Below are 18,261 nucleotides of genomic sequence, written 5' to 3'. Positions count from 1 at the left end.
AGCCCGCATGCCATCTGCCAGACGGCGCGGCATTACGTCCGGATACAAGCACAATGCTTTCATCGGCTGCGGGCAAACGGCTAAGCTTAGGCTCGTGAACCCACAGTGCTGGCGACGCCGACACTCGTTTTGGTCAACTGTCTGGAAGTATCATGCGCCGCCTGCTCAACCTCGTTTCCTGCCTGCTGCTCTCGGCCTCCGTGGCCGGCCTCGCGCAGGCCGCCGATCTCGCCCAACAACGCCAGATGTACGACGAAGCCAAGCGCGCCCTGGCCAAGGGCGACAAGGGCCCGTACCAGCGCTATGCCGCGGCCCTGCAGGACTACCCGCTGGAACCCTACCTCGCCTACGACGAGCTGACCGCCCGCCTGAAGACCGCGAGCAACGCCGAGATCGAAGCCTTCCTGGCCAAGAACGGCGACCTGCCCCAGGCCAACTGGATGAAACTGCGCTGGTTGCGCTGGCTGGCCGAGCGCGGCGACTGGCAGCCCTTCGTCAAGTACTACGATCCCAAGCTGAATTTCACCGAGCTGGATTGCCTCAACGGCCAGTACCAGCTGAGCCACAACCTGCGTGCCGAAGGCTACGCCACCGCCGACAAGCTGTGGTCGGTAGGCAAGTCGCAACCGGCGGCCTGCGACGCGCTGTTCGACCGCTGGGCCGCGGAAGGCCAACTGACCGAGCAGAAGCGCTGGCTGCGCACCAAGCTGGCGGCCCAGGCGCGCAACTACGCGCTGGCCAACAGCCTGGTGAAGACCCTGGCGACCCTCGGCAATGAAGGTCGCCTGCTGGTGGACGTGGCACAGAAGCCCGAACTGCTCAACCAGCCCTCGCGCTTCACCCCGGTCAACGAGGCCATGTCCGACGTGGTCAGCCTCGGCCTGCGCCGCCTTGCCCGCCAGGACCCGGACCGGGCCATGGCCCTGCTCGACGACTACGCCAACCGCATGCACTTCTCGGCCGACGAGAAGGTCGCCATCGCCCGTGAGATCGGCCTGACCCTGGCGCGTCGCTACGACCCGCGGGCGCTGGACCTGATGACCCGCTACGACCCGCAACTGCGCGACAACACCGTCAGCGAATGGCGCATGCGCCTGCTCCTGCGCCTGGGTCGCTGGGAAGAAGCCTACGACCTGAGCAAGCGCCTGCCGCAAGACCTCGCCACCACCAACCGCTGGCGCTACTGGCAGGCCCGCAGCCTGGAGCTGGCGCAACCGCAGAACCCGCAGATCCCGCTGCTGTACAAGAACGTCGCCCGCGAGCGCGACTTCTACGGTTTCCTCGCCGCCGACCGCGCGCAGACCCCGTACCAACTCAACAACAAGCCACTGGTGATCAGCCAGCAACTGATGAACAAGGTGCGCAACACGCCGGGCATCCGCCGCGCCCTGGAATTCCATGCCCGCGGGCAGATCGTCGACGGGCGTCGCGAGTGGTACCACGTCAGCCGCCACTTCAACCGCGACGAGATGGTCGCCCAGGCACGCATCGCCTACGACCTGCGCTGGTACTTCCCGGCGATCCGCACCATCAGCCAGGCGCAATACTGGGATGACCTGGACATCCGCTTCCCGATGGCCCACCGCGACACCCTGGTGCGCGAAGCCAAGGTGCGCGGCCTGCATTCGAGCTGGGTGTTCGCCATTACCCGCCAGGAAAGCGCGTTCATGGACGATGCCCGTTCCAGCGTCGGCGCCAGTGGCCTGATGCAGCTGATGCCGGGGACGGCCAAGGAAACCGCGCGCAAGTTCAGCATTCCGCTGGCCTCGCCCAGCCAGGTACTGGACCCGGACAAGAACATCCAGCTCGGCGCGGCCTACCTGAGCCAGGTGCACGGGCAGTTCAACGGCAACCGCGTGCTGGCCTCAGCGGCGTACAACGCCGGTCCCGGGCGGGTCAGGCAGTGGCTGCGCGGGGCGGATCACCTGAGTTTCGATGTCTGGGTCGAATCGATCCCGTTCGACGAAACCCGCCAGTATGTACAGAACGTGCTGTCGTATGCGGTGATCTACGGGCAGAAGCTCAACTCACCACAGCCCCTGGTGGATTGGCACGAGCGGTATTTCGACGATCAGTGACAGGGATGGCCTCATCGCTGGCAACACCAGCGATGAGGCCCTTGAGACCTACTCCAGCACCTCGACCCCCATCCCTACTTCCAACACGCTTTCCCCATCCGCCACCAGGTTCTGCCCGAACATCGCCTCCCCCTCCTTCTGCCGATAGTTCATCAGCGTCGCGAATGGCTCGCGGTCCGGGCTGCGCTCGCCGGTGGCCGGGTCGATGGTGGTGAGGATGCAGCGCCCGCACGGCTTGACCACGCGGAAGGTCTGCTGGCCGATGCGGATGCGCTTCCAGCCGTCCTCGGCAAACGCCTCGGCGCCCTCGATCACCAGGTTCGGCCGAAAGCGCATCATCTCCATCGGTCGCCCGACCTTCTGCGCCAGGTCATCCAGCGAGGCCTGACCAATCAGCAGCAGCGGGAAGCCGTCGGCGAACGCCACCCGGTCGCTGTTCTCGCCATAGCCCGAAGGCAGGTAGCGGGTCCGCGCTTGCGGTACATGCACCAGGCGCACCTCGCGACCCATGAAGCTGCTCAGCCACTGTGCCGCCGCATCGCCGGCGTCCGGCACGCGCAGGGTGTCGCGCCAGATGGTCACGCCGCGCAGGGCGTCATCGGGATCAGGAACGGGTACATGCAAGGTCGGCAGGCCGGGAGCGTTGAGCGACAAGCCGCCATCTGCGGCATACAACGCCGAAAGCTGGCTCATCTGCGGGAAAGCGCGCTGGGTCAGGAAGCGGTTGTTGCCGGCATCCACCAGCATCCAGCGGCGATCGCCATCCAGCCCCAGGAGGCCCGACGGCGAGCGTTGCAAGGCTTCGCCCTGCGCCGATTTGAGCGGGTAACGATAAAGCGCACTCAGACGCATACGGCAGGCTCCCTGGCAAAAGAGAGCAGCTTACACCCGTTGCCCGGCAAACGCTGCCGGGCGAACGGGCGCACGTCAGGCAGTGGCTTCGTCCAGCTCCAGGCGCTGGCGCACCACGTCGACCAGGCGGTCCGGCTGGAACTTGGAGAGGAAGTTGTCGCAACCGACCTTCTTCACCATCGACTCGTTGAAACTGCCCGACAGCGAGGTGTGCAGCACCACGTACAGGCCGCGCAGGCGGGCATCACTGCGGATCTCGGTGGTCAGGCGGTAGCCGTCCATCTCCGGCATCTCCGCATCGGTAAAGACCATCAGCAGCTTCTCGCACACATCCACGCCCGAATCGGCCCAGCCCTTGAGCATGCGCAGCGCCTTCAGGCCATCGCTGGCCACGTGCAGCTTGACCCCCAGTTGCGACAGGGTCTCGCGCAGTTGCGCCAGGGCCACGGTAGAGTCGTCCACCAGCAGGACTTCGCGACCCTGGGCACGGCGCAGGATCGGATCGTCGAGCTTGTCCCGGGAAACCTTGGCGTTGTAGGGAACGATTTCCGCCAGGACCTTCTCTACATCGATGATCTCCACCAGTTGCTCATCGACCTTGCTGATGGCGGTCAGGTAGTGCTGGCGGCCGGCGCTGGTCGGCGGCGGCATGATGGCTTCCCAGTTCATGTTGACGATACGGTCGACGCCGCCCACCAGGAATGCCTGCACCGAGCGGTTGTACTCGGTGACGATGATGGTACTGTTCGGCCCCGGTTCCAGCGGACGCATGCCGATCGCCTGGGACAGGTCGATCACCGGCAGGGTCTGCCCGCGCAGGTTGACCACGCCGCAGACGAAGCTGTGGCGCTGCGGCATCAGGGTCAGCTTCGGCAGTTGCAGGACTTCCTGCACCTTGAAGACGTTGATCGCGAACAACTGCCGGCCGGCCAGGCGGAACATGAGGATTTCCAGGCGGTTTTCGCCTACCAGCTGCGTTCTTTGGTCTACCGTGTCGAGAATGCCAGCCATTGAATCCCCCAGGCTTGTTGCAAAAGGTAAAAAGCATCGGCCTTATATCGGCCACGTAAGGCACAGCTTGACCCCTGCAAGAAAAAGCCATCCGGGGCATTGATGTCACTTTAGCATCATGCTTTACTTGACTCACCACCTTTCCGCACCCGACCCCGCAACGGGGTACCACCCGAAAAACCCCATAAGGGAAACCCTTATCAACAATCGGGTTGGACCTGATATTCGCGCTATCCTTTAGCCATTAATGTGACGCCATTCTCAATGCATGAATGGAGTCAGGCCTTTGTTCGCGATTACCAAGCTGTGGCCAGCCTCCGTTCCTGACCGTTCGTCCGCTGGCGCCCGCGCTTTGCGCGCGTGTTCGCTGGGAGCGGCCCGATGCTGATCGATTCACCGGATGTGAACGCCTTGCAGGATTTCCTGGGTGATGCCCATACCCTGCTGAACCGGGCCCAGGAATGCCTGCAGCATTTCCAGCTGATCGGCGAGGATGCCGATGCCAGTGATTGCCTGATAGGCACCCTGGGCTCCCTGAGGGACAAAGCTCGGGGTCAGGAGCTGGCGCAGATCGCCGATTTCTGCGAGCAGTTGTGCATCCTGCTCGACCCCGCCGAACGTCGCAACCACCTCCACGGCCCCGCCCTCGCCATCATCGAAGCGTGCCTGTGCCTGCTGGCTTGGCAATTGGAACTGGTCGACCCCTGCGACGGCACGTTGAACCTGGATGTCGAAGAGCAGCAGGAATTGCTCGGCTGCCTGGATACAGCCTTGCAGGCCGCCACGCAGCGCTGCAGCCAGCCGGTCTGAGCGCTCCCGCAGTGCCCGTTCGAGCCCTCTGGCACGGGCCTCGGGCAGTCGATCGTATACAACCAAAGTCCAACTAAGCCCTGTCGGAATACATATCTGGCATACATATCGCAGTGTTTTCCCGTACGCACTAAGCGACAACTAAGCAGCCTCTTTCCACACAACTCCACCAATACGGAAACAGCAAATGCGCCTTATCAATGAAAGTTCGAGTTCGCCAACGCTAGTGGCAAAGTGCTAGAATCCGCACCAGTCGGAACGTCCGTACCACCCCGTAAAACCTGACTCCGCAGCCCATCGACAGACCCGACGACCAATTGGATCTGAAGTGATACCATGCGCCGCCCGAGCCGTTTTCCGACTGTTGCCAATGCTGGGACATGGCGTTTTCAGCGCACCGAAGAAGTGCCTGGCTGCCCGTTGCAACACAGAGATAAAAGTTGTTGAAGGCCGTCCGCAAAAGCCTTTCAATCAACCCCGGACCGGCTTTGAAAAGTGATCTTTCAGTGGCTTCATTTCCCGTGTATTCAAGCCTCAAGACTTTCACGCGCTGCCCGCGCGGCATGGCCCTGCTGCATCGGCTCACGCTGTTGCTGTGCCTGGCGTCGCTGACGGCCGGGTTGGCCTGCTACCTGGATGCCCGGCCTTTGCCGGTGATCGTGGTGCTGCTGCAGGGGCTGACCCTGTCTGGCCTGCTGTGGCTGTGGCTGCCGCGGCGGCGCAAGGACAGCATCCTGATGACGCCGCAAGAGCTGGCCGATCGCCTGCTCAAGGTCCAGGAAGGCGAACGCCAGCGACTCAGCCGCGAACTGCACGACGATATCGGCCAGTTGCTGACCGCCGCCAAGCTGCAGGCGGAGTGGCTGCAAAGGCGCCTGCCCGAAACCCTGCAGGAACAATGCACGACCTTGCGCAGCACCCTCGACGACACCCTGTCCGGCGTGCGCAACCTCGCCACCAGCCTCGCCCCGCGCCAGCTCCAAAGCCTGGGCCTGGAGGCCAGCCTGCGCGCACACCTGTTGCGCACCCTGGAAAACACCGAGGTGCGCTGGAGCCTGGAGTGCAAGAGCCGCCTGGAAGGCATCCCGGAAGACATGGCCATGGCCGCCTTCCGTATCACGCAGGAAGCGGTCACCAACGTCTTGCGCCACGCCCGGGCGCACAACCTGATCGTGCGTTTCCAGCGCCAGCCCGAGGGCCTGGCGCTGTCGATCAGCGACGACGGACAAGGCTTCCTGCCCTCCCCCAAACCTGGCGAGGAAGGCCAGTGCGGCATGGCCGGAATGGCCGAGCGCGCGCACCTGCTCAACGGCAGCCTCACGGTCCACAGCGAACCCGGCAAGGGCACGCGGATCGATGCGCTCTTCCCCTGGCCACCCCGCACGCGCGAGCGCGCCAACTCAAGTAAGACTTCATGACCTGTAAATTGCTGCTGGTTGACGACCACTCCCTGATCCGCGCCGGTGTTCGCGCCCTGGTTTCCGATATTCCCGGCTACGACGTGGTGGGCGAGGCCTGCGACGGCAGCCAGCTGGTCCAGCTGGCCCACGACCTGAACCCGGACATCGTCCTGCTCGACCTGTCGATGCGCTCCATGGGCGGGCTCGAAGCCCTGAGCCAGTTGCAGGCCGAAGGCAGCCACTGCAAGGTGCTGATCCTGTCGATGCACACCGACCCGCAACTGATCATGCAGGCCCTGGAAAGCGGCGCCCACGGCTACCTGCTCAAGGACACCACCGCCACCGAACTGGAACAGGCCCTGGCCGCGCTGCGCAACGACGAGCGCTACCTGAGCCCGGCCATCGCCCACGCGGTGATCAACCAGGCCCTGCTGCGCGGGCACAAGCCGGAACCGGTGGAGAAGCACAATCTCACGGCGCGCCAGCTGGAAATCCTGCGCCTGATCGTGCGCGGCAAGTCCACCCGCGAAATCGCCAACGGCCTCGGCCTCAGCGTCAAGACCGTGGAAACCCACCGCTCACAGATCATGAAGCGCCTGCAGATCTACGACGTGGCCGGCCTGGTGCTGTTCGCCGTGCGCGAGCAGATCATCAGCCTCGACGACTGAGCAGCGGCGACTGCGCCGGCAGGTGCAGGCGCAATGCCCCGGGCAACACGCGAAAACGCAGGCTGTCGCCTTGCAGCGGTTCGCCGTCGAGGTTGATGTCCAGCCCTTGCGAGCCCTTGATCTCCACCCACGGCAGGCGCGCGCGGACGAACATGCTGTCCAGGCCCAGGCCGCCGGCGAGCAGGTCGCGCAAGGTGCCGACAACCTCCTGCGGCGCCGGCAGGATGCTGATGTCCAGCAACCCGTCGTCGACCACCGCCTCCGGGCACAGCACATGCCCGCCACCGGCCTGACGACCGTTGCCGATGCCCAACGCAAGCAGCTCGCCTTCCCAGTGGAAATCCGGCCCCTGCAAGCTCACCGACGCAGCGCTCAACTCGCTGAAGCGCGACAGCCCGGTGAACAGGTAGGCGGCGGCACCCAGCACCTTCTTCAGGTCTTCCGAGGTCTGCGCGGTGACCTGGCTGCCGAAGCCGCCGGTACCCATGTTGAGGAACACCTCGCCATCCACCTCGCCCAGGTCGACCGCACGCGCCTCGCTCTCCAGTAACGCCAGCGCCGCCGCCGGCTCCAGCGGGATGCCCGCAGCGCGGGCGAAGTCATTGGCGGTGCCCAGCGGCAACAAGACCAGGCTGGCATCGGCGTCGGCCGTCGCCATGGCATGCACGACATCGCGCAAGGTGCCGTCGCCACCGCCGGCGATCAACTGCGGATAGCCCGCCGCCAATGCTTCCTGCACCAGGCGCTCGGCATCGCCGCCTTCCCAGGTCAGGCGCACGTCCAGTTGCCAGCCGCGCTCACGCATGCCCTTTACGGCATCACGTACGTCCTCGTTCATCGCCTGCTTGCCATGCAGGATCAGCAGCGCTTTGCGTTCGCCCATCGAGACTCCCCTCTCGCCAGTTTCCGATTCCCTATCTCGACCACGGCCGGCAGTGAGTTGCTGCACACCTCGCAATTAAAGTTGCGCAATCTTACGAATGGCGTGGAAAGATCGCCCAAGCGCGACCATGCTTCGACAAATAATTGGCAAAACCAGAGAGGCTGAACCCTGAAGTCAAGTTCTTGACAAATTCCGGCATAACCCTGGGGAGGGAAGGACGCTCGCGTCCGCTGTATCGATCCGTACGACTGCGCCCGGGCGCCAGCCAGCACCTGGCATTGCGGACGTCCCGTTGTTTCACCGCCAACGCCCCACGGCAAGCGAGGAAGTGTCATGCGCGTACTCTGGACACTGCCCTATCTCCCCTGGCCCACCACCAGTGGCAGCAAGACCCGTCAGTTCCACCTGTTGCGCGGCATGGCGCAGCGGGGTCATCGCATCACCCTGCTGACCCAGTCCAAGGTTCCCCTGTGCGAGGCCGCGCGACAGGCCCTTGCTCCGCTGGTGGAGCGCCTGATCGTGCTGCCGCGTCGCGCCATGCACAGCCCGCTGAACATGGTCGCGGCGGTGTCCGCCGGCTACCCGATGCGCACCTGCATCAACGGCCTGGCGCCGCACCTGCGCCATCACTTCGAAAACCTGCTGCAGGAACAGTGGGACGTGATCCAGATCGAGCACAGCTACAGCTTCCAGCCCTTCGAACGGGCGCTTCAGGCCAGCGGCCGGCCCTTCATCGTCAGCGAACACCAGGTCGAATGGTCCAGAGGGGCCGCCTGCCAGGACCGCCTGCCCCTGTGGCTGCGGCCATTCAACAGCTTCGACGGCTGGCGCTACCGGCGTTGGGAAACCCGGGTGCTGAAGCAGGCCAGCGAGGTGGTGGCGGTCAGCCCCTGCGACGCCGAAGAGATCAGCCAGCTGACCGGGCGGCCAACCCAGGTGGTGGTCAATGGGGTCGATTGCGACCACTACGCGCACATCGACTTCGCGCCCCACAGCCAGCGCCTGCTGTTCGTCGCCAATTTCGAGTACCGGGCCAACCAGGAGGCGCTCGCCTGGGCACTGGAAGAAATCCTGCCGCAGGTCTGGCAGCACAATCCGGCGGTTCGCCTGGCAGTGGTCGGGCATGGCTTGCCGGAGCACTGGAAACTGCACTGGAACGATCCGCGGGTGGAATGGGTGGGGTATCTGCCGGACCTGCGCGAACTGCAACGGCTGTCGGCCCTGTTCCTCGCGCCATTGCGGCATGGCGGCGGCTGCAAGGTGAAATTGCTGGAAGCCATGGCCGCCGGGCTGCCGGTGGTGACCACCCAGCAAGGGGTTTCAGGTTTGCAGGTGCGCCATGGCGAACATTATCTGGGTGGCGACGGCGCGGATGACTTGGCGTTGACCATCACCCGCCTGCTGAGCCAGCCGCAGCGCATGCGCCAGTTGGCGCAGGCAGGGCGGGCATTCGTGCGGGAGCGGCATGACTGGAGCGTGGCGGCAGCGCAGCTGGAAGGGGTGCATCAGCGCTTGGCCAGCCGGCCTTTGGTGGTGGGAGACCTGACAGGTGGTGTGATGCCGTTTTCCTGAACCCGATGGGTTGCCCTTCATGGCCACGTCGCGGGCAATACCCACGACGTGGCCATGGATGATCAACCGAGCAGCTCGCTCAGGGGAATGAACTGCACGATATCACCCTGCATCGGCGTACTCCCTTCCAGCACCTCGACCAGGCCCTCGGCCCAAGCCGCGCTGCGCAGCACCCCGGAACTCTGGTTGCGGTAGATCAGCGCCCTGCCCTGCTCCAGCCGCGCCCGCAGGTATTCCCGGCGGTTGCCCGCCTTCGGCCAGTCGAAACCCGCCGGTACGGCGAACTGCAGCGGCGTGACCGCCTGCACACCCTGGCGGCGCAACAGGTACGGCCGGGTCAGCAGGCCGAAGGTCACCAGGGTCGACGCCGGGTTGCCCGGCAAGCCGATCACCGGCACGCCGTTGTACTCACCCACGGTCAGCGGCTTGCCTGGCTTGATCGCCAGCTTCCACAGCGCCAGCTCGCCCTGTTCGCGCAGGGCGATGCCGAGGTAGTCAGCCTCGCCCACGGACACGCCGCCAGTGGACAGGATCAGGTCGACATGGCCCAGGCGCCCCAGGCTTTGCCGGGTCAGCTCCAGGTCATCCGGGAGGATCCCGGCGTCCACCACCTCGCAACCCAGACGCTGCAACCAGCTGCACAGCAGGCGGCGATTGCTGTTGTAGATCTGTCCCGGCCCCAGGGGCAGGCCCGGTTCCACCAGCTCGTCGCCCGTGGACAGCACCGCCACCCGCACCCGCCGCACCACCTGGACACGGGCGTAGCCCAAGGTTGCGGCCAGGCCCAGTTCGATCGGGCCGAGACGGCAGCCCGCCGCCAGCACCAACTCGCCAGCCCGGGTTTCCTGGCCTTGCGGACGGATGTTCTGGCCAACCTGCAGAGGCTCGGTGAAGCGCACGCGCTGGTCATCGAAGACTTCGGCGTTTTCCTGCATCTCGACGCAGTCGGCCCCTGCCGGGACCGGCGCGCCGGTGAAGATTCGCGCGCAGGTGCCCGGCTGCAGGGGCTCGGACGCCTGGCCGGCGAAGATGCGCTGGCTGACCACCAGCGGCTCCCCGGCCCAGTCGGCGACGCGCAAGGCGTAGCCGTCCATGGCGCTGTTCGGCCACGGTGGCAGGTCGAGGGTGGCATGCAGGTCGACCGCCAGCACCCGGCCCTCGGCGTCGGCCAGGGAGACCTCTTCGACCTCCTTGATCGGCGCAGCCTCGGCCAGCGCCAGCAGGCGTTCGAGGGCCGCCTCCACCGGCATCAGCGGCTTGGCCGCCACTGCGTCAGCCACGGCTTTCGCAGGGCGCAGCCTGCTTCAGGTGCGGGACGAAGTTGCACGGGCGGTGACGGTTGTCCAGTTGCTCGCCGAGGATGCCGTCCCAGCCGGTGCGCACCGCGTTGGTCGAACCCGGCAGGCACACCACCAGGGTGCCGTTGGCCAGGCCGGCCAGGGCGCGGGACTGCACGGTGGAGGTGCCGATGTCGGCCACGGAGATCTGCCGGAACAGCTCGCCGAAACCGTCGACCTGCTTGTCCAGCAGGCAGGACACCGCCTCCGGGGTGCTGTCACGGCCGGTGAAGCCGGTGCCACCGGTGATCAGCACCACCTGGACGACCTCATCGGCGATCCAGGTGGCGACCTGGGCGCGGATCTTGTACAGGTCGTCCTTGAGCAGCACCCGGGCAGCCAGGGCATGACCGGCTTCGGTGAGGCGATCGACGAAGACCTGGCCGGAGGTATCGGTTTCCAGGGTACGGGTGTCACTGACCGTGAGCACGGCGATGTTGAGCGGCACGAAAGGCGCGTCTGCCTTGGCTTTCATGGCATGGGGTCCGTTGTACGAAGGGAATGCCGGGTGTTATATCACAGGGCAGCGTTGCCCTGCGCGGCCAACCCGGCGAGGCATTGCGCCGGGTCAATGTGGCGAACTCGCACTACGCTCAACCTCGCAAGGAACTTGCGGTAACAGTTTGCGTCTCAACAAGTTATACGGCCTCACTTAACTGGAGATTTACCCCATGATTCAACGGACCCTTCCCGCTTTCTTCCTCGCTGCCGGTCTCGCTGCCCTGGCAGGCTGCTCGACGCCGACCGTGATCACCCTCAACGACGGGCGCGAAATCCAGGCCGTGGATACCCCGAAATACGATGACGATTCGGGCTTCTACGAATTCCAGCAACTGGACGGCAAGCGCACCCGCGTCAACAAGGACCAGATCCGCACCGTCAAAGAGCTGTAAGACCGCTCTGAAAAAAGCCCCCGGTCAGGCCGAATCGGGGGCTTGTCGAAGTGAAATTTTTGAGTAGAATTTTCTTCATCGGAGTGTAGCGCAGCCAGGTAGCGCGTCTCGTTCGGGACGAGAAGGCCGCAGGTTCGAATCCTGTCTCTCCGACCAAATCGCTCAACGACAAAGCCCGCTTTTCGCGGGCTTTGTCGTGTTCGCTCCCCTGTTCTTTTCCTGGCATGGCCTGTACTGCGGGCGATGCCGTTTCGCGTGCCTGAAGGCGCGTTTTTTCTAGAGGTCGTTTCACATGCGCAAGACAATTGTCGCCGTCACCCTGAGCCTGCTGTTCGCACAAGGCGCCGTTGCCGGCGACGGCACCGCAGCACTGGGCGGCGGCCTGGGCGGTGCCCTGGGTAACGTGGTTGGCCAGCAGCTCGGCGGCAAGACCGGCGCAGCCATCGGTGCCGGTGTCGGCGGTGCGGCAGGCGGTGCCGTGGCGGCGAAGAAAGGCAACAAGACCAAGGCAGCCCTGGGCGGCGGCCTGGGTGCGGCAGGTGGTTCGCTGCTGGGTGACAAGCTGGGCGGCAGCACCGGCGCGACGATCGGCGCAGGTGTGGGTGGCGCGGCAGGTGGTGCCCTGGGCAATCACCTGGGCAAGAAAAAGCATTGATGGCTGGTCGGGTCAGTCAGCCTTGGGTTGACTGACCCGGCCTCATCGCTGGCAAGTCGGAACACCGAACCGCAGCGATAGGGGCCTGAAGGGCAAGGAAGATCCCTGCCCCATGACACCGTCTTACTGAACCGCCACCGGCACAGCCTGCTCTTCCGGCAACACCGGAACAAAGGTCAGGCCCAGGCGCGAGCTGGTCCACTCGCGGGTCTTGTTGGTCAGTTCCAGGTTGTTGTTCAGCTTCTGACCATAGGTCGGCACGATTTCCTTGAGCTTGGCCTGCCACTCAGGGGTCTTGATGCGGTCCTTGAAGGTCTTCTCCAGCACGCTCAGCATGATCGGCGCGGCGGTCGAAGCGCCTGGCGAGGCGCCCAGCAGCGCGGCGATGGTGCCGTCCTGGGACGCGACCACCTCGGTGCCGAACTGCAGGATGCCGCCATGCTGCGCATCCTTCTTGATGATCTGCACGCGCTGGCCAGCCTGCAACAGCTTCCAGTCTTCGTTCTTCGCGTTCGGGTAGTACTCGCGCAGCGCCGCCATGCGGTCGTCGAAGCTGAGCATCAGCTGGCCCATCAGGTAGGTGCTGAGGTCGATGTTGTCGATGCCGGCGTGGGTCATCGGCATGATGTTGTGGCTGTTCAGCGCAGCGAACATGTCCAGCAACGAACCATTTTTCAGGAACTTGGTGGAGAAGGTCGCGAACGGACCGAACAGCAGCACTTCGCGGCCGTCGATGACGCGGGTGTCAAGGTGCGGAACCGACATCGGCGGCGCACCGACCGAAGCCTTGCCGTACAGCTTGGCCTTGTGGCGGGCGACGATGTCCTGGTTGTCGGTCATCAGGAACTGGCCACCCACCGGGAAGCCGGCATAGCCTTCGGCTTCCGGAATGCCGGACTTCTGCAGCAGCTTCAGCGCGCCACCACCGGCACCGATGAACACGAACTTGGCCTTGACGCTGGTTTCGACACCCTTGTTGCCCAGGTCGGCGACCACCACGGTCCATGTGTTGTCGGCGTTGCGCTTGATGTCACGGACTTCGTGGCGCAGGTTCAGGCTGACCTTGTCGCTCTTGGTCAGCGAGCCCACCAGCTGGCGGGTGATCTCGCCGAAGTTGACGTCGGTGCCGATGTTCATGCGGGTTGCGGCGATCTTCTGGTCGGCGGCGCGGCCTTCCATCACGATCGGTACCCACTGGGCGATCTGCGCGTGGTCCTCGGAGTACTCCATGCCACGGAACAGCGAGCTGTGCTGCAGGGCGGCGTGGCGCTTGCGCAGGAACTCGACGTTCTTGTCACCCCAGACGAAGCTCATGTGCGGCACGTTGTTGATGAACGAGGACGGGTTGTTCAGCACCTTCTGCTCGATCTGGTAGGACCAGAACTGCTTGGAGATCTCGAACTGCTCGTTGATGCCCACGGCCTTGCTGATGTCCATGGAGCCGTCGGCGGCTTCGCTGGTGTAGTTCAGTTCGCAGAACGCGGAGTGACCGGTACCGGCGTTGTTCCAGGCGTTGGAGCTTTCTTCGGCGACCTGGTCCATGCGCTCGTAGATGCCGATCGACCAGTTCGGTTCGAGTTCGTGCAGGTAGGTGCCGAGGCTGGCACTCATGATGCCGCCGCCAATCAGCAGGACGTCGACGGTCTTTTCCGGTTCACTGGGCTTGGAGCAACCAATGACGCTCAGGCACAGGAGCGCCAAAAGGATTTTTTTCATAATTCAATCCAATTGAAGTGAAGGTATTGGCCTGACCGCCGCGCCCGGTGCACGCCCTCGTCTTGTCGTTGTGCCCACACGTGTGCCGAGCATGTGGCTTGCGCTGGCGGTGGCTGGGGTATCTTCGAATGCGGGGAGCGGTCTTTCTGCCGTGGCTGCCTTGGCAACCCGTGGTCTTTAAAGCGGGACTTGGCCCGCGCGGCCTTAAAGCATGAAGCGGGCCAACTTTTCCAAGACCAATGGCTAATAGGCGAGGCGCATGGTCGCACCCCATATTTCGGGGTTTTTCTGGCGGGATTCCGCCATCAATACCGGCGCGTAAACCGGCAAGTGGCGGATTTCCCCCGGGATCTGGCCGAAAAATCAGGCACTCAAGCGCGCCGTCACTTCACCCAACTGCCCAGACAGCTCATGCAAGCGATGCCCTGCCCGCTCGGTACGCTGCACCGCGTCCTGGTTGTCGGTGGCGATCCGGGTGATCTCGATCAGGTTGCGCGAGATATCCTCGGCAACGCTGGTCTGTTCCTCCGCCGCCGTGGCGATCTGCCGGTTCATGTCGCGGATCGCCTCCACCGCCAGGGTGATGCGATGCAGCATCTGCCCGGCACGCTGGACCTGCTCGGCGCCCTCTTCCGAGCGTGCCTGACCGCTCTCGATGGCCTTCACCGCCTCCACCGCGCCAGACTGCACGGCACTGATGATCTGGTTGATCTCGGCGATCGACGAGGCAGTGCGCTGCGCCAGGTTGCGCACTTCATCCGCCACCACGGCGAAACCACGCCCGGCTTCCCCTGCCCGCGCCGCCTCGATGGCCGCGTTGAGGGCCAGCAGGTTGGTCTGCTCGGCGATGCCACGGATCACTTCCAGCACCTTGCCGATCCGCGCACTGTCCTGCTCCAGGTGGCGAATCACATCGGCAGTGCCGCTGATCTCGCGGTTGACCCGGGAAATGGTGTCGATGGTCGCCTGCATCACCTGCTCGCCGGCCTGGGCACTGTGGTCGGCATCGTCCGCCGCCTTGGCGGCTTCGGCCGCATGACGGGCGACTTCCTGGGCGGTAGCGGACATCTCGTGCATCGCCGTGGCCACCTGGTCGGTGCGCTGGAACTGGTCGTCGGTACCACGGGCCATGCCGCCGGCCAGCTTGCGCAGGTCGCCGCTGGCGTTTTCCAGCTCGCCGGCGTTGTCCTGCAGGCGGCCGACGGTTTCCGCAAGGAAGTCGCGCAGGGTATTGGCGGCCACCGCCAGGCGGCCCAGTTCATCCTGGCGGTCGCTGGCGACGCGGGCGTCGAAGCGGCCCTGGCTGAGGTGTGCGACATACTCGATCAGGCGGCGGATCGGCTCGACCAGGCTGCGGTTGACCAGCCACAGGCTGAAGACGCCGATGGCCAGGGCCGATGCCAGCATCACCAGCAAGCCAAGCCACACGGTGCGCTGCGCCTCGGCGCTGATATCGCCGGCCTGGGCCGAGGAAGCGGCACGCAACTGGGTGACCAGGGCGCTCATCTGCTCACTGGCGGCACGGTCCACGCCCTTCACCGCGAGGTCGCCAGCGGCAGGATCGGCACCGGCAGCCAGGAAGGCTTCACGCCCGCGGGCGTAGGCTTCGCCCAGTTGGCGGTGGCTCTGCTGCAACTGCACCAGGCTCGCCCGTAGTGACGCATCGGCGGCGTTCTCCCGCACCAACTGGTCGAGTATGTCCTGGACCAGGCGTTCCTGGGCCTTGAACTGCTGCCAGTACTTGTCCAGGTCCGCCGGTTGCTTGCCACGCAGGAGCACGTTCTTCCACTCCTGCACCTGGATCTTGAACTGCAGGTTGGCTTCATCGATCTGTTGCGAGGCCCGCAACGGGCCGTCGACCAACTGGCCATAGCTGTCGACGCTGGCGGACAGCAGGCGGAAACAGACCAGGGCGATCAGCAGCATCGCCAGCAGGCTGCCGGCGAGCAGGGCAAGGATTTGCATTCGCAGGGAAGTACGCAGGGGCATCGGCGAGGATCTCGGAGCAAGGGCTAAAAAACGGCGGCAGTGCCGGCCACAGACATCCATGTCGTCGATTCACGGGCAAAAAAAAGCTGCCATCGGAACGGCAGCCAACTGCATCGAGCATTTACGCAACAGCTGGAATGGATACTCTCAGGGGATTGCTACAGAAATGTGACAACTTCCTCACCCGCTGTCACATCACTGTAAAAAAGCCATCCAGTGCTCTATTCCGGGCTGAATTGCAGCGCCGCAAGCCGCGCGTACAAGGGATTTTCAGCAATCAGCTGGCGATGAGTGCCAATTGCCACCATTCGTCCGCCATCGATCACCGCGATGCGGTCTGCGTGCTGGACGGTGGCCAGGCGATGGGCGATGACCAGGGTCGTGCGCCCGGCCATCAGGGTCGGCAGGGCTTGCTGGATCAGGTGCTCGCTCTGGGCGTCGAGGGCGCTGGTGGCTTCGTCGAGCAACAGGATCGGTGCGTCCACCAGCAAGGCCCGAGCAATGGCCAGGCGCTGGCGCTGGCCGCCGGACAAGCCAAGGCCGGCATCGCCGAGGTGGGTCTGGTAGCCCTGGGGCAGTTGCAGGATGAACTCATGGGCGTAGGCGCTGCGCGCGGCCGCCTCGACCTCGGCGAAGCTGGCGTCGGCGCGACCGTAGCGGATGTTGTCCTCGACCGTGCCGAAGAACAGCGCCGGGTTCTGTGCCACCAGGGCAAACTGGCGGCGCAGGTCCTGGGGGTCGAGATCGGCCAGGGGCTGGCCATCGAGGAGGATGCGGCCTTCCTGCGGGTCGTAGAAACGCAGGAGCAGGTCGAACAGAGTCGACTTGCCCGCGCCTGACGGCCCGACCAGGGCCAGGGTCTGGCCCGGCTCGACATGCAGGTCGAGGCCATCGATGGCGGGACGCTCGGGCCGCGACGGATAGGCGAAGCGCAGGCCTTGCAGGTCCAGTTCGCCGCGCACCCGCTCCGGCAACGGGATGCCGCCGGCGGCCGGCGCGACGATCTCGCTGCGCGCCGCCAGCAGCTCGGCGATGCGCTCGGCCGCACCGGCGGCGCGCTGCAGTTCGCCGATCACCTCGCTGACGGTACCGAAGGCACTGCCGACGATCAGGCTGTAGAACACGAAGGCCGCCAGGTCACCGCCGGAGATGCGCCCGGCGATCACGTCCATGCCGCCGACCCAGAGCATCACCCCCACGGCACCGAGCACCAGCACGATCACCAGGGTGATCAGCCAGGCCCGTTGGACGATGCGCTTGCGCGCCGTGGCGAAGGCCGCCTCCACCGTCTCGGCGAAACGCTGGCGATCCCGTGGTTGATGGTTATAGGCCTGTACCGTCTTGATCTGGCCGAGGGTTTCCGCGACGTAGCTGCCGACATCGGCGATGCGGTCCTGACTCTGCCGCGACAGCGTGCGCACGCGGCGGCCGAACACCAGGATCGGCGCCAGCACCAGCGGCAGGGCCAGGACCACGATGCTGGTCAGCTTGGGGTTGGTGACGAACAGCAGGACGATGCCGCCGATGACCATCAGCGTGTTGCGCAGGAACAGCGACAGCGACGAGCCGATCACCGATTGCAGCAGGGTGGTGTCGGCGGTCAGCCGCGACTGGATTTCCGAACTGCGGTTGTGCTCGAAGAAGCCCGGATGCAGGCTCAGCAGGTGGTCGAAGACCTGCTGGCGGATATCGGCCACCACCCGCTCGCCGATCCACGAGACCAGGTAGAAACGGCTGAAGGTGCCCACCGCCAGGGCCAGCACCAGGGCCATGAACAGCGCAATGGACTGGCCGAGCAGTTCCGCCGAACGGGTGACGAAGCCCTGGTCCACCAGCAGGCGGATGCCCTGGCCCATGGACAGGGTGATCCCGGCGGTGACCACCAGGGCGAGCAGCGCCAGCAACGACTGCGTGCGGTACGGGCGGACGAAGCGCCAGGCCAGACGCAGGGCCTGGCGCTGGCGGGAGGAAAGCGGATTGATCATGGGGATTGCCGTGTGCTGAGGACCTTAGAGCGCATCGGTCTAAGGTACCACTGGTGATCGAATGAACTTTCTGTTGCACTGTCCGTTCGCATGATGAGACAGCCAAGGGAGTTGTCACAGCCTGGTCATCACGCGTGATTAATCTGGGCTAGCCACCTGATGAGGAGACAGGAAATGAGCCTGCAGCATAGCAGCAGCACCCCGCAACAACGCCCTGCACAGCCTTTGCCGGCGTGTGGTTCGGTCATCGACGCGCAAGGTCGCGAAGTGCCGATCACCGAGCAGATGATCCAGCAGGCCTGCCGCGAGCTGGAAAACAGCCGCGAGAGCCTGGCGAAGAAAAAGGGCTGACGCTTCACCCCCTCTTTCGAAACCCGGCGCTCGCGCCGGGTTTTTTATTGGCTGCGTCTTC

At 64.8% G+C, this 18,261-nt stretch carries 16 protein-coding genes, 1 tRNA gene and 1 pseudogene; 9 read left to right on the top strand and 9 right to left on the bottom strand.

Annotated features, from left to right (window positions below; translation table 11 throughout):
• Nucleotides 1–152: 152 nt before the first annotated feature.
• The gene (locus V0R59_RS17230; protein ID WP_375547365.1) at nt 153–2,078 is read left to right on the top strand and encodes a transglycosylase SLT domain-containing protein; all 1,926 of its coding nucleotides are present in this window, start codon (nt 153–155) and stop codon (nt 2,076–2,078) included.
• A 48-nt stretch (nt 2,079–2,126) separates the two neighbouring features.
• Here V0R59_RS17230 and V0R59_RS17225 read toward each other — a convergent pair whose 3' ends face one another.
• Together V0R59_RS17225 and V0R59_RS17220 are read right to left on the bottom strand one after the other, a co-directional pair.
• Nucleotides 2,127–2,930, bottom strand: a complete 804-nt coding sequence (locus V0R59_RS17225; RefSeq protein ID WP_330074615.1) for an MOSC domain-containing protein — start codon at nt 2,928–2,930, stop codon at nt 2,127–2,129.
• A 75-nt stretch (nt 2,931–3,005) separates the two neighbouring features.
• Nucleotides 3,006–3,941 (bottom strand): chemotaxis protein CheV, encoded by a 936-nt coding sequence (locus V0R59_RS17220; RefSeq protein WP_330074614.1) that lies wholly within the window; start codon nt 3,939–3,941, stop codon nt 3,006–3,008.
• A gap of 381 nt (nt 3,942–4,322) precedes the next feature.
• Here V0R59_RS17220 and V0R59_RS17215 point away from each other — a divergent pair, with 381 nt between their 5' ends.
• From V0R59_RS17215 to V0R59_RS17205, 3 genes are all read left to right on the top strand, one after another.
• Nucleotides 4,323–4,751: a hypothetical protein gene (locus tag V0R59_RS17215; protein ID WP_330074613.1), complete on the top strand. Its 429-nt coding sequence runs from the start codon at nt 4,323–4,325 to the stop codon at nt 4,749–4,751.
• Between the two features lie 521 nt (nt 4,752–5,272).
• Nucleotides 5,273–6,169 (top strand): sensor histidine kinase, encoded by an 897-nt coding sequence (locus V0R59_RS17210; protein WP_375547369.1) that lies wholly within the window; start codon nt 5,273–5,275, stop codon nt 6,167–6,169.
• Nucleotides 6,166–6,819 carry a response regulator transcription factor gene (locus V0R59_RS17205; RefSeq protein ID WP_330074612.1) on the top strand — a complete coding sequence of 218 codons (654 nt, stop codon included), beginning with the start codon at nt 6,166–6,168 and terminating at the stop codon, nt 6,817–6,819. The genes V0R59_RS17210 and V0R59_RS17205 overlap by 4 nt, the downstream gene beginning before the upstream one ends.
• On the opposite strand, the gene yegS is transcribed toward V0R59_RS17205, so the two are convergent.
• On the bottom strand, nt 6,803–7,702 hold the full coding sequence (gene yegS, locus V0R59_RS17200; protein WP_330074611.1) for a lipid kinase YegS: 900 nt from the start codon (nt 7,700–7,702) through the stop codon (nt 6,803–6,805). The two genes, V0R59_RS17205 and yegS, sit on opposite strands and share 17 nt — an antisense overlap.
• 333 nt (nt 7,703–8,035) lie before the next feature.
• Here yegS and V0R59_RS17195 point away from each other — a divergent pair, with 333 nt between their 5' ends.
• Entirely contained in the window at nt 8,036–9,274 is a 1,239-nt protein-coding gene (locus tag V0R59_RS17195; RefSeq protein WP_330074610.1) for a glycosyltransferase family 4 protein, read from the top strand.
• A gap of 62 nt (nt 9,275–9,336) precedes the next feature.
• Here the strand turns inward: V0R59_RS17195 and V0R59_RS17190 are convergent, their stop codons facing one another.
• Together V0R59_RS17190 and moaB are read right to left on the bottom strand one after the other, a co-directional pair.
• On the bottom strand, nt 9,337–10,524 hold the full coding sequence (locus tag V0R59_RS17190; protein WP_330074723.1) for a molybdopterin molybdotransferase MoeA: 1,188 nt from the start codon (nt 10,522–10,524) through the stop codon (nt 9,337–9,339).
• Nucleotides 10,525–10,546: 22 nt separating this feature from the next.
• A complete protein-coding gene (gene moaB, locus V0R59_RS17185) occupies nt 10,547–11,086 on the bottom strand; it encodes a molybdenum cofactor biosynthesis protein B (protein WP_330074609.1) in 540 nt (179 codons plus the stop codon).
• Nucleotides 11,087–11,282: 196 nt separating this feature from the next.
• Between moaB and V0R59_RS17180 the strand changes: the two genes are divergently transcribed.
• The 3 genes from V0R59_RS17180 to V0R59_RS17170 all read left to right on the top strand — a co-directional run bounded on the left by V0R59_RS17180 (nt 11,283) and on the right by V0R59_RS17170 (nt 12,159).
• On the top strand, nt 11,283–11,504 hold the full coding sequence (locus V0R59_RS17180; RefSeq protein WP_330074608.1) for a YgdI/YgdR family lipoprotein: 222 nt from the start codon (nt 11,283–11,285) through the stop codon (nt 11,502–11,504).
• 79 nt (nt 11,505–11,583) lie between these two features.
• A tRNA-Pro gene (locus V0R59_RS17175) sits at nt 11,584–11,660 on the top strand.
• Nucleotides 11,661–11,796: 136 nt separating this feature from the next.
• Nucleotides 11,797–12,159 (top strand): glycine zipper domain-containing protein, encoded by a 363-nt coding sequence (locus tag V0R59_RS17170; protein WP_330074607.1) that lies wholly within the window; start codon nt 11,797–11,799, stop codon nt 12,157–12,159.
• 123 nt (nt 12,160–12,282) lie between these two features.
• Here V0R59_RS17170 and V0R59_RS17165 read toward each other — a convergent pair whose 3' ends face one another.
• From V0R59_RS17165 to V0R59_RS17155, 4 genes and pseudogenes are all read right to left on the bottom strand, one after another.
• Nucleotides 12,283–13,875, bottom strand: a complete 1,593-nt coding sequence (locus tag V0R59_RS17165) for a malate:quinone oxidoreductase (RefSeq protein WP_330074606.1) — start codon at nt 13,873–13,875, stop codon at nt 12,283–12,285.
• A gap of 363 nt (nt 13,876–14,238) precedes the next feature.
• The gene (locus V0R59_RS31975; RefSeq protein WP_375547368.1) at nt 14,239–14,943 is read right to left on the bottom strand and encodes a methyl-accepting chemotaxis protein; all 705 of its coding nucleotides are present in this window, start codon (nt 14,941–14,943) and stop codon (nt 14,239–14,241) included.
• Between the two features lie 228 nt (nt 14,944–15,171).
• Nucleotides 15,172–15,282: pseudogene (locus tag V0R59_RS31970) on the bottom strand (hypothetical protein); the annotation flags it as partial.
• 803 nt (nt 15,283–16,085) lie between these two features.
• Nucleotides 16,086–17,849 (bottom strand): ABC transporter transmembrane domain-containing protein, encoded by a 1,764-nt coding sequence (locus tag V0R59_RS17155; RefSeq protein WP_375547364.1) that lies wholly within the window; start codon nt 17,847–17,849, stop codon nt 16,086–16,088.
• A gap of 174 nt (nt 17,850–18,023) precedes the next feature.
• On the opposite strand from V0R59_RS17155, the gene V0R59_RS17150 reads away from it, so the two are divergent.
• Nucleotides 18,024–18,200 carry a PA1571 family protein gene (locus V0R59_RS17150; RefSeq protein WP_330074604.1) on the top strand — a complete coding sequence of 59 codons (177 nt, stop codon included), beginning with the start codon at nt 18,024–18,026 and terminating at the stop codon, nt 18,198–18,200.
• Nucleotides 18,201–18,261 lie beyond the last annotated feature (61 nt).

The sequence above is a fragment of the Pseudomonas ulcerans genome (assembly GCF_036324125.1).
GTDB classification, from domain to species: Bacteria; Pseudomonadota; Gammaproteobacteria; order Pseudomonadales; family Pseudomonadaceae; genus Aquipseudomonas; species Aquipseudomonas ulcerans.
This window is presented reverse-complemented; position numbering and strand designations above follow the sequence as displayed.

Bases quoted from the DNA above. Each gene is read 5' to 3' on its own strand.
- V0R59_RS17230 (WP_375547365.1), top strand. From the start codon at position 153: ATGCGCCGCCTGCTCAACCTCGTTTCCTGCCTGCTGCTCTCGGCCTCC.
- V0R59_RS17225 (WP_330074615.1), bottom strand. From the start codon at position 2,930: ATGCGTCTGAGTGCGCTTTATCGTTACCCGCTCAAATCGGCGCAGGGC.
- V0R59_RS17220 (WP_330074614.1), bottom strand. From the start codon at position 3,941: ATGGCTGGCATTCTCGACACGGTAGACCAAAGAACGCAGCTGGTAGGC.
- V0R59_RS17215 (WP_330074613.1), top strand. From the start codon at position 4,323: ATGCTGATCGATTCACCGGATGTGAACGCCTTGCAGGATTTCCTGGGT.
- V0R59_RS17205 (WP_330074612.1), top strand. From the start codon at position 6,166: ATGACCTGTAAATTGCTGCTGGTTGACGACCACTCCCTGATCCGCGCC.
- yegS (WP_330074611.1), bottom strand. From the start codon at position 7,702: ATGGGCGAACGCAAAGCGCTGCTGATCCTGCATGGCAAGCAGGCGATG.
- V0R59_RS17195 (WP_330074610.1), top strand. From the start codon at position 8,036: ATGCGCGTACTCTGGACACTGCCCTATCTCCCCTGGCCCACCACCAGT.
- V0R59_RS17190 (WP_330074723.1), bottom strand. From the start codon at position 10,524: ATGCCGGTGGAGGCGGCCCTCGAACGCCTGCTGGCGCTGGCCGAGGCT.
- moaB (WP_330074609.1), bottom strand. From the start codon at position 11,086: ATGAAAGCCAAGGCAGACGCGCCTTTCGTGCCGCTCAACATCGCCGTG.
- V0R59_RS17180 (WP_330074608.1), top strand. From the start codon at position 11,283: ATGATTCAACGGACCCTTCCCGCTTTCTTCCTCGCTGCCGGTCTCGCT.
- V0R59_RS17170 (WP_330074607.1), top strand. From the start codon at position 11,797: ATGCGCAAGACAATTGTCGCCGTCACCCTGAGCCTGCTGTTCGCACAA.
- V0R59_RS17165 (WP_330074606.1), bottom strand. From the start codon at position 13,875: ATGAAAAAAATCCTTTTGGCGCTCCTGTGCCTGAGCGTCATTGGTTGC.
- V0R59_RS31975 (WP_375547368.1), bottom strand. From the start codon at position 14,943: ATGTCCGCTACCGCCCAGGAAGTCGCCCGTCATGCGGCCGAAGCCGCC.
- V0R59_RS17155 (WP_375547364.1), bottom strand. From the start codon at position 17,849: ATGATCAATCCGCTTTCCTCCCGCCAGCGCCAGGCCCTGCGTCTGGCC.
- V0R59_RS17150 (WP_330074604.1), top strand. From the start codon at position 18,024: ATGAGCCTGCAGCATAGCAGCAGCACCCCGCAACAACGCCCTGCACAG.